Below are 9,319 nucleotides of genomic sequence, written 5' to 3'. Positions count from 1 at the left end.
TGGTGATGACCGGGCTGGCCGCGGTCGGCGCGGTGGTCGTCGCCGGGCTGCCGGTGCGCCAGGATCGGACGGCCGGCGGTGCGGGTGGGTTGTCGTTGACGGCCGGGGCCCGAGCCATCGCCGGCAACCGGACGCTCGCCGCGGTGGTTGTCACGAGCACCGCCGGTCAGCTGGGGCTGGCCGCGGTGCCGGTGGTGGTCACGGCGACCGCGGCGGCGCATCAGCGGGCTTCGGTCGCCGGGCTGATGATGACCGCCGTGGCGGTGGGCGGGCTGGTCGGTTCGTTGCTGTGGACCGCGCGGCCGGCTCCGGTGGGGCGGGCTCCGGTCGTACACATGGTGGCTTTGTTCGCCTCAGGTCTGCCGCTGGTGGTCGGCGTCGTGACGACCGACCTGGTGTGGGTGACGGTCGCGCTGGCCATCTCCGGAGTCTTCATGGGGCCGCTGATCGGTGCGCTGTTCACGGCCCGCGACGCGCTGGCCCCGGACGGGATGCGGGCGCAGGTCTTCACACTGGCCGCGGGCCTGAAGATCACCGGCGCCGCCACCGGAGCGGCCGCGTTCGGCCTGATCGCCGGCGCGCCGCTCTCCGCTCAGTTCCTGTTGGTCGCCCTGATTCCGGCCGTGACCGGCCTGCTCGGTCTGGTCGCGCTCGGCCGCAGCAGGAACTCGGCGGAAGCGCAGCCCGCGTCTCAGCGGACCGTGTCCGGGTAGATCTCCACGTCGTAGAGGAGGCGGGCCGGGGCTCCGTTGGTCGTGCCGACGAAGACCGGGTCCGCGGCCGGGGTGCGGCCGCGCCGCCAGACCTCGTCGCGGGCCACGTCCGTGCGCTGGTCCGCGGCTGGCGGGCCGCGAGGCTGCTGCACCCGTGGGCGCCGAGTCTGGTGGGCCGCCCGCTGCTCGGCCCGAACGTGTTGGCTCGCACGGAGTTCCTGCAGGCGGCCCTGGTCCGCGGCGGCTTGAGCGGGCGCCACCTCGCGGTGGCCACGCGACTGATCGCCAACTTCGTGATCGGCGCCGCCCTGACGGAGTCGACCTGGCGACAGGCCACCGCCGACCGGACCGAGGCACGCCACCGCCTCACGGCCGACCCGGCCGCCTACCCGACCCTGACCGCCTCCGGTCACCTGGACGAGTCCAAAAATCAAGGGGTCCGGCGAATGACCGTGCGTTGCAGGAGGACGAAGACGAAGAGCAGGGCGCCGATGAAGATGCGGGTCCACCACGAGCTGAGCGTGCCCTGGAAGGTGATGATGGTCTGGATCAGGCCCAGCACCGTGATGCCCAGGACCGTGCCGGCCACGTAGCCCGAACCGCCCGTCAAGAGCGTGCCGCCGATCACCACCGCGGCGATCGCGTCCAGCTCCATGCCGATCGCGTGCAGCGGGTCGCCCGACGACATGTAGAAGCTGAGCAGCAGACCGCCGATCGCCGAGCACAGGCCGCTGATCGTGTAGACCGCGATGCGGGTGCGGCCGACGCCCAGGCCCATCAGCATCGCCGAGTTCGCGTTGCCGCCGATGGCGTAGACCGTGCGGCCCAGCCTGCTCCAGGCGAGGACCACCGCGGCGATCAGCACCACCAGGACGGCGATCACGACGCTCGGGGTGATCGTGTACGAGCCGATCGCGAGCCGGCGCTGCGCCGTCGTCTTCCAGAACGGGTCGGTGATCGAGATCGACGATGTGCTGATCACGTAGCAGAGGCCACGGGCCAGGAACATGCCGGCCAGGGTGACGATGAACGGCTGGATCTCGAAGAAGTGGATCACGCAGCCCATCACGAAGCCGAGCCCGGCGCCCATCACCAGCACCGCGATCATCGCCGCGGGGGCGGGCCAGCCGTCGTTCAGCAGCGTCGCGCACACCATCGTGGTCAGCGCGACCACCGAGCCCACCGACAGGTCGATGCCGCCGGTCAGGATCACGAACGTCATGCCGACCGCGACGACCAGCAGGAACGAGTTGTCGATGAAGATGTTCAGCAGGATCTGGGTGTTGTAGAAGTTCTCGTAGTTGGCGATCCCGATCCCGTACATGATGCAGAGCAGCACGAGGGTGCCGAGGACCGGCACGTACTTGCGCAGCGTCCAGGCGCGGCGTTTCCGGGCGATGACCGCCTCGGCGCCGGCGGTTTCTACGTCGATCATGCGGCCACCCTTGAGACGAGCCGACGGCGGGCGATCTTGCGGCGGAAGACCGGGGACTGCATGAGGCACAGCACGATCACGACCAGCGCCTTGAAGAGCTGCGTCGTCTGCGCCGGCACGCCGGTGGTGTAGATCGTGGTGTCCAACGCCTGGATGAGCAGCGCGCCGAGCACCGTGCCGGCGATGGAGAAGCGGCCGCCGGCCAGTGACGTGCCGCCGATCACCACGGCGAGGATGGCGTTCAGCTCGATCAGGCTGCCGACCGCGTTGCCGTCCGCGCTGGAGACGTTGGCCGTCGCCATCAGGCCGGCGATCCCGGCGCAGAAGCCGGTGAACGCGTAGACCGCCCAGATCAGCGTGCGCGATCGGATGCCCGCCAGCCGGCTGGCGCGCGCGTTGCCGCCCACCGACTCGACCAGCATCCCGAGCGCCGTGCGCCGGGTCAGCACGAGCGACAGCGCCACCACCACCGCCGCGATGATCACCGCGAACGGGAAGGTCAGGAAGTACCCGGCGCCGATGAACCGGTAGGCGGGCGAGTTGACCGTGATGATCTGGCCCTCGGTGATGAGCTGGGCCAGCCCGCGGCCGGCGACCATGAGGATCAGCGTGGCGATGATCGGCTGCAGCCCGACGACCGAGACGAGGAAGCCGTTCCACACGCCCAGGATCAGGGCGAGACCCAGAGCGAGCACGCAGGCGACGAGGACGCTGCCGCCGGTGGAGATGTGCAGACAGGCCAGGGCGCCGGCCACCGCCATCACCGAGCCCACCGACAGGTCGATGCCCCCGGTCGCGATCACCATGGTCATGCCGACCGACACGAGGATCAGCGGCGCGCTCAGCCGCAGGATGTCGATCAGGCTGCCGTAGAGCTGGCCGTTGCGGATCTCGATCGAGAAGAAGTGCGGCGTGAAGATCAGGTTGCCGAGCAGCAGCACGACCAGGGCCAGCGCCGGCCAGAAGAGGCGGTGCTTCAGCACGGTGCTCATGAGGCCGCCGATCCCGAGGCGATGACGTTCATGATCCGGTCCGCGTCGACATCCGCCGTGTTCTCCAGCTGGGTGACCACGACCCGGTCGCGCAGGACGGCGATCTTGTGGCTCAACCGCAGCACCTCCTCCAGCTCCGCGGAGATGAACAGAACCGCCAGCCCGTCCCCGGCCAGCTTGACCACCAGCCGCTGGATGTCGGCCTTGGCGCCGACGTCGATGCCGCGGGTGGGCTCGTCGAGGATCAGCAGCCGGGGTTCGGTGATCAGCCAGCGGGCCAGCAGCACCTTCTGCTGGTTGCCGCCGGAGAGGTTGCGCACCGGCATCTGCGGGTCCGCGGGCCGGATGCTCAGCGCCTCGACATACCGGGAGACCAGCTCGTCCTGCTTCGCCCGGGACAGCGGGCGGGACCAGCCGCGTGCGGCCTGCAGGGCGAGGATGATGTTCTCGCGCACGGAGAGCTCCTCGATCAGGCCCTCGGCGCGGCGGTTCTCCGACAGGTACGCGATGTCGTGGCCGATCGCCGACCGCGGCCCGCGCAGCGTCACCGGGCTACCGTTCACCTGCAGCTCGCCACTGTCCATCTTGTCCGCGCCGAAGAGCAGCCGTGCCAGCTCGGAGCGGCCCGAGCCGAGCAGCCCGGCGAGGCCGACCACCTCACCGGCCTGGATGGTGAGGCTGAACGGTGCGATCGCGCCGGTGCGGCCGACCCGGTCCGCGGCGATCACCACCTCGGACGAGGGCTCCTGCAGCGCCAGCCGTTCCAGGGCCTGCAGCTCCTTGCCGATCATCTTTTCGACGAGCGCGCGCTGGGGCAGCTCGGCGGTGCGGAACTCCCCCACCAGCCCGCCGTTGCGCAACACCGTGATCCGGTCGGAGATCGCATACACCTGGTCGAGGAAGTGGGTGACGAACACGATCGCCAGACCCTCGTCGCGCAACCCGCGCACCAGCCGGAAGAGCTGCTCGACCTCGCCCGCGTCCAGGCTCGACGTGGGCTCGTCGAGGATCAGGATCTTGGCGGAGACGTCGACCGCGCGGGCGATGGCGACCATCTGCTGCACGGCGATGGAGTGCCCGGCCAGCACCGACCCGGGGTCGATGTCGATGCCGAGCCTGCCGAGCAGCTCCGCCGCCTTGGCCCGCATCGCCCGGAACGAGATCATTCCGAGCCGCCGCGGCTCCCGGCCGATGTAGATGTTCTCCGCCACCGACAGGTTGGGGCAGAGGTTGATCTCCTGATAAACGGTGCTGACGCCGGCGCTCTGCGCCTGCTTGGGGCCGGTGAAGGCGACGGGTACGCCGGACAGCTCGATCGTGCCGTCGTCGATCTCGTACACGCCGGTCAGCACCTTGATCAGCGTCGACTTCCCCGCGCCGTTCTCGCCCATGAGCGCGTGCACCTCGCCCGGGAAGAGCCGGAAGTCCACGCCGTCCAGGGCGACGACGCCCGGGAATCGTTTGCCGACGCCGCGCATCGCCAGGATCGGCGCGGGTTCCGCCATGTGCTGTTCTCCTCCGCAAATGCCGGGACCTCTCGGCGAGGCCCCGGCACGAACGATCCGGTCAGTACTTGCGGTTGGGCAGCGCTTCCTTGGCCTGCTCCTGGGTGAAGGTGGTCTCCTCGGTCAGGATCCGCGGCTCGACCTGCTCGCCGGCCTTGACCTTCTTGACCAGGTCCATCAGCTGTGGGCCGAGCAGCGGGCTGCACTCCACGATGAAGTTGATCTTACCTTCGGAGAGCGCCGTCATGCCGTCCTTGACCGCGTCGACCGTGATGATCTTGATGTCGGTGCCGGGCTTCTTGCCGGCCGCTTCGATCGCCTCGATCGCACCGAGACCCATGTCGTCGTTGTGCGCGTACAGGACGTCGATCTTGGGGTTGGCCTTGAGGAAGGCCTCCATGACCTCCTTGCCCTTGGCGCGCGTGAACTCACCGGTCTGCGAGGCGATGACCTTGAATTTCGGGTCCGCCTTGATCTTCTCCTCGAAGCCGGACTTGCGGTCGTTGGCCGGCGCCGAGCCCGTCGTGCCCTCGAGCTGCACGATGTTGACCGGGCCGGGCTTGCCTTCGTACTCCTTGACCAGCCAGTCTCCGGCCTTCTGCCCCTCGAGCACGAAGTCGGAGCCGATGAAGGTCTTGTAGAGCGTCTTGTCCTCCGAGTCGACCGCGCGGTCGGTGAGGATGACCGGGATGTTAGCGGCCTTGGCCTCCTGCAGCACGGCGTCCCAGCCCGTCTCCACCACCGGCGAGAAGGCGATCACGTCCACCTTCTGCGCGATGTAGGACCGGATCGCCGAGATCTGGTTCGCCTGCTTCTGCTGGGCGTCGGCGAACTTCAGGTCGATGCCGGCCGCGGCGGCCGACTCCTGGATCGACTTGGTGTTCGCGGTGCGCCATCCGCTCTCGGCCCCGACCTGCGAGAACCCGAGCGTGATCTTGCCGTCGTCGGCGCCGGTGCCACCGCCACCCGACACCGCATTGCCGTCACCACACCCCGCGACAGTGATCGCGGTGGCAAGCAGCACCACACCCGCGAGTTTCTTGAGCAACATTGCTTCCTCCGACGATTCGTGTCGTGTGACCCGCCCCACAAGGTTTCGACAGTGTTAACGCTCTCAATAGCGCTCGTCAAGGCTAGGTAGCGCTCCCATCAGGTCTCAATTTGTTATCGCTCACATCTCGCAAGGTCAATGATCGATGAGTACGGGTACTCGTGCGCTGATCGCCCCCGGACATCACGCTGAGACCATGCGAATTCTTCTGGTCGCCGCCTGCGCACTCGCCCTGCTCACCGGGTGTGGGGCGGACGCGATCTGCGGCGGAGGCGAGTATCCGGTGAAGGCGGTCGGCAACACGACGGGCGCGGCGTGCGTGCCGGAGGGCGAGGAGCCGCCCGACGGGTACGTGCGCTATCCGGCCGGCCAGGAGCCGAAGCACGTCGACGACAAGTGGGACAAATACTGGCAGACCAAAGTCGTCGACGCCTCCGGCAAGATCGTCAGTGGATGAGGCAGGACTCGTAGGCCGCGGTCAGCTCGGCCAGGTAGTCGTCGGCCGAGTAGGACGCGTAGGCATCGAGGCCGGACCGGCGTGCGCGGTCGCGCTGCGCGTCGTCGGTCAGCATGTGAGCGATCGCGGCGGCGAAGGGCTCCGGCTCGGGGTCGGCGCACATTCGCCACGGGGTGTCCGCGGTCAGCGCCCGGTCGGTCAGCACCACCGGCAGCCCCTGCGACTCGGCCTCGGCCAGCACCAGGCTCTGGGTGTCCGTTCCCGACGCGAAGGCGAGCACGTCGGCGGCCCGGTAATGGCCCGCCACCTCGTCGCGCGGGACCGGCGGGAGCAACGTCACCCGGTCGGTCAGTGACAGGTCACGGACCAGGGCGCGCACCGCCCGTGCCCCTTGCTTGGCGCCCACCACGACCAGCCGCGCTCGCGGCAGCCGCCGGCGCACCACCTCGAACGCGCGGATCAGCAGCTCCGGATTCTTCTCGCCGGTCAGCCGGCCGACCGACAGCACCAGCGGCACGTCCGGCGCGATGCCGAGGTGGGCGCGCACGTCGGCGCGGGTGCGGCCGTCGTCCGGCAGGACCACCGGGGTACGCACGACGCGCACGGCCGGCAGCGCCCCGAACTCGGCCAGCCCGGCCGCGGTCTTCGCCGACGGCGCCAGCACCACGCTCGCGTAGCTCATCATGCCGCGCCCCAGGTCGAGCAGCCGCTGCCGGCGCCGCGCCCCCGCGAGCTCGAGCGTCTCGGCCGCCGTCCAACCCAGACGAAGCCGCCGCGCGCAGTAGGCGGCGCCGATCGGCACCTCGAAGAAGTGTTCGCCGTACGCGACCAGATCGGTGTGCCACGTGATGACCAGCGGCACGTGGCGCTCCCGGGCGAGCCGGAAGCCGGCCATGCCGATCGGGCCGGTGGTGTGCGCGTGGATCACGTCGACCGGGCCGGGATCAATGCGCAGCCACGGCGCCGCGAGCCGTAGATCGCGGAACGGGATGGGCACCGTCCGGATGCGGTCGCCGCGACCGGTGTGGTCGCCGTCGCGAGCAGCCGGCGCCGGGGCCGGGGCGAAGAAGCCGACCTCGTGGCCGGCCCGGCGCAGGAGCTCGACCGACAGGGTGGCCGATGTGGAGACGCCGTCGATGCGGCCCGGCCGGCTGTCGCAGAAGTGCGCGATCCTCATTTGCTCAGCGCGGCGTCGATCCGGTCCCGCGCGGCGTCGCGCAGGCCGGCCACCTCCGCGTAGTCGGCCGGGCAGATCGCCGGCAGCACCTCGACCCGGGCGTCGACGCGCTCGCGCAGGATCATGCCGTGCTTCGGCAGGGCGCGGCCGGTGCCCGAGACCGCCACCGGGATGACCGGCACCCGATGCCGCATGGCAAGCTCGAACGCGCCGTCCTTGAACGCCTGCAGCCGGCCGTCCGCGCTGCGGCGGCCCTCCGGGAAGATCAGCACCGGGGTGCCCTGGTCGAGCAGCTCGCCGCAGCGGGCCATCATGCGGCGCACCGACTCGCCGCTGCCGCGGACCAGTCGCACATACCCGTTGAGCGACATGTTCCAGCCGATCACCGGGATCTTGAACATCTCCGCCTTGGACACCCACTTGAACGGCCGGAACAGGTCGAACAGCACCAGGATGTCCAGGAACGACGCGTGGTTGGCGACGATCACCGCGGCCCCGTGCCAGGGCAGCCGGGCCCGGCCGGTGGTACGCAGGCGCCAGAGCGGATTCACCCGCACGTAGAACACCGCCCACGCCGACGAATACAGGTGCAGGGCGAGCTTGCGCCGGTCGAAGGGCGCGGTGACCGCCCAGACGAGGATCGCGCCGAGGAAGAAGACGGGACAGGTCACGACGATGACCGTCCAGAAGAGACCCGACAGGATCCGTGCCATGCGCAGAACCTAGCGTGTCCTATCCAGCCAGTCGCCCGGCGATCGGCCGGGTGCCGCTCTGCCACACCGGCTCCATGGTGAAGCTCGCCAGGCGCCACTCCCCCTCCGACCGGACGGCCCGCGCCCGATAGACCTCGCCGAGCCGGTACGCCGGCGTGGCGCTCTCGTCGGCGAAGACCGAGTCGATCACCGCGCGGACCTGGGCCTCGTCGTCGCCGACCGGCTCGACCAGGACGTTGCTGACCCGGTGCTGCAGGCGCGGGATCTGCTCGTGGTTGCGGCGGGCCTGGGCGATCAGGGTGTCGCGGCCCCGGGCGTGACCGCCGGGAGTGCGGCCGTCGGCGTCCGCGGTGAAGACGGACGCGAGCCCGTCGAAGTCACGGTCGTCCAGCAGGGCATAGAGCCGGTACATCAACTGGGTGATCTCCACGGTGCTCATCGCGTACCCCTCAGATTGTTGGTCTTACCAACGTTGGTATAACCAACATATATGATGATCGGATGGATGGCACCCCTCCGCGGCGTCTGGCCGTGCTGACGAGCTGGCAACTGGCGCAGGGGGCGGCGCGTGCCCGTCGCCTGGTGAGTGCGCGGCTGGATGCGCTCGGCGGGAGCCGGGCTGAGTTCGCGATGCTGGCGACGCTGGAGGAGTTCGGCGGGTTGAGCCAGGCCGACCTCGGCCGGCGGATCGGGCTGGACCGCAGCGACGTCACCGCGCTGGTCACGGCGTCGGAGGAGGCGGGGCTGATCCGCCGTGAACGCGATGGCGTCGACCGGCGGCGGATGACGCTGACGATGACGCGGGCCGGCGCCCGCCGCCTCGGCCGGCTGCAGCAGGCGATCGACGAAGCGCAGGCGGAGATCCTCGACGGCTTCACGGCGGCCGACCGCAGGCAACTGGCCACCCTGCTGACGCGGCTGGCCGCCGCCGAGACCCACTGAGGGCCGGCCGCCGAGGCCGCACAGCGAAAGGACCGGCGTCCACGGGGGAAGACGCCGGTCCTGGAAGCGGACGTTACACCCCTGGCGGCGGCGTTGTCACTACCGCGCAACGGGCCGTTCGCGAGGGAATTCCGGGGGCCACCTTCGTGCGCCTCCGCCCCTAGGATGGCGGCTGTGTCGAAGCCGTGGCCGGACGGGGGCCCATGGATGGTCGCCACGACATCCGCCGAGATCGACTGGCGTGTGCCGGTGGCCGCGGTCGCGGCGGCCTCGTCGGTGCGCGTCGCGGTGGTCGTGCTGGGCGGCTCGTCTTCCGATCAGCTGCTCGAGCAGT

General features: G+C 70.1%; 11 protein-coding genes and 1 pseudogene. 4 read left to right on the top strand and 8 right to left on the bottom strand.

From position 1 onward, the window contains the following. Positions 1-713: hypothetical protein (locus AB0M20_RS13455; RefSeq protein WP_364297745.1), on the top strand; the 713-nt coding region annotated here is incomplete at its 5' end. Here AB0M20_RS13455 and AB0M20_RS13450 read toward each other — a convergent pair. Next, positions 692-865 (bottom strand): hypothetical protein, encoded by a 174-nt coding sequence (locus AB0M20_RS13450; RefSeq protein WP_364297743.1) that lies wholly within the window; start codon positions 863-865, stop codon positions 692-694. The two genes, AB0M20_RS13455 and AB0M20_RS13450, sit on opposite strands and share 22 nt — an antisense overlap. On the opposite strand from AB0M20_RS13450, the pseudogene AB0M20_RS13445 reads away from it, so the two are divergent. Next, a pseudogene (locus tag AB0M20_RS13445) lies at positions 830-1,066 on the top strand (TetR/AcrR family transcriptional regulator C-terminal domain-containing protein); the annotation flags it as partial. The gene AB0M20_RS13450 and the pseudogene AB0M20_RS13445 overlap by 36 nt on opposite strands. Positions 1,067-1,143: 77 nt before the next feature. Here AB0M20_RS13445 and yjfF read toward each other — a convergent pair. The 4 genes from yjfF to AB0M20_RS13425 form a co-directional block, all read right to left on the bottom strand. After that, positions 1,144-2,148 (bottom strand): galactofuranose ABC transporter, permease protein YjfF, encoded by a 1,005-nt coding sequence (gene yjfF, locus AB0M20_RS13440; protein ID WP_364297741.1) that lies wholly within the window; start codon positions 2,146-2,148, stop codon positions 1,144-1,146. After that, complete coding sequence (locus AB0M20_RS13435; RefSeq protein ID WP_364297739.1) at positions 2,145-3,140, bottom strand: ABC transporter permease; 996 nt, start codon at positions 3,138-3,140, stop codon at positions 2,145-2,147. The genes yjfF and AB0M20_RS13435 overlap by 4 nt, the downstream gene beginning before the upstream one ends. Next, positions 3,137-4,645, bottom strand: a complete 1,509-nt coding sequence (locus AB0M20_RS13430; RefSeq protein ID WP_364297737.1) for a sugar ABC transporter ATP-binding protein — start codon at positions 4,643-4,645, stop codon at positions 3,137-3,139. The genes AB0M20_RS13435 and AB0M20_RS13430 overlap by 4 nt, the downstream gene beginning before the upstream one ends. A gap of 61 nt (positions 4,646-4,706) precedes the next feature. Continuing rightward, positions 4,707-5,696 (bottom strand): ABC transporter substrate-binding protein, encoded by a 990-nt coding sequence (locus AB0M20_RS13425; RefSeq protein WP_364297735.1) that lies wholly within the window; start codon positions 5,694-5,696, stop codon positions 4,707-4,709. Between the two features lie 196 nt (positions 5,697-5,892). Between AB0M20_RS13425 and AB0M20_RS13420 the strand changes: the two genes are divergently transcribed. Then, entirely contained in the window at positions 5,893-6,153 is a 261-nt protein-coding gene (locus AB0M20_RS13420) for a hypothetical protein (RefSeq protein ID WP_364297733.1), read from the top strand. Here AB0M20_RS13420 and AB0M20_RS13415 read toward each other — a convergent pair. Genes AB0M20_RS13415 through AB0M20_RS13405 form a run of 3 tightly spaced genes read right to left on the bottom strand, consistent with a single transcriptional unit; the run spans position 6,143 to position 8,482 of the window. Next, positions 6,143-7,330 (bottom strand): glycosyltransferase, encoded by a 1,188-nt coding sequence (locus AB0M20_RS13415; protein ID WP_364297731.1) that lies wholly within the window; start codon positions 7,328-7,330, stop codon positions 6,143-6,145. The two genes, AB0M20_RS13420 and AB0M20_RS13415, sit on opposite strands and share 11 nt — an antisense overlap. Next, positions 7,327-8,043 carry a lysophospholipid acyltransferase family protein gene (locus tag AB0M20_RS13410; protein WP_364297729.1) on the bottom strand — a complete coding sequence of 239 codons (717 nt, stop codon included), beginning with the start codon at positions 8,041-8,043 and terminating at the stop codon, positions 7,327-7,329. The genes AB0M20_RS13415 and AB0M20_RS13410 overlap by 4 nt, the downstream gene beginning before the upstream one ends. Before the next feature lie 19 nt (positions 8,044-8,062). Further along, positions 8,063-8,482, bottom strand: coding sequence for a nuclear transport factor 2 family protein (locus tag AB0M20_RS13405; protein ID WP_364297727.1), 420 nt, complete (start codon positions 8,480-8,482; stop codon positions 8,063-8,065). Between the two features lie 62 nt (positions 8,483-8,544). Here AB0M20_RS13405 and AB0M20_RS13400 point away from each other — a divergent pair, with 62 nt between their 5' ends. After that, positions 8,545-8,985: a MarR family transcriptional regulator gene (locus AB0M20_RS13400; protein WP_364297725.1), complete on the top strand. Its 441-nt coding sequence runs from the start codon at positions 8,545-8,547 to the stop codon at positions 8,983-8,985. Positions 8,986-9,319 lie beyond the last annotated feature (334 nt).

Source organism: Actinoplanes sp. NPDC051633 (assembly GCF_040681735.1).
Lineage (GTDB): Bacteria > Actinomycetota > Actinomycetes > Mycobacteriales > Micromonosporaceae > Actinoplanes.
The sequence above is the reverse complement of the archived record's forward strand: the minus strand, read 5'-3'. Positions and strand labels throughout refer to the sequence as shown.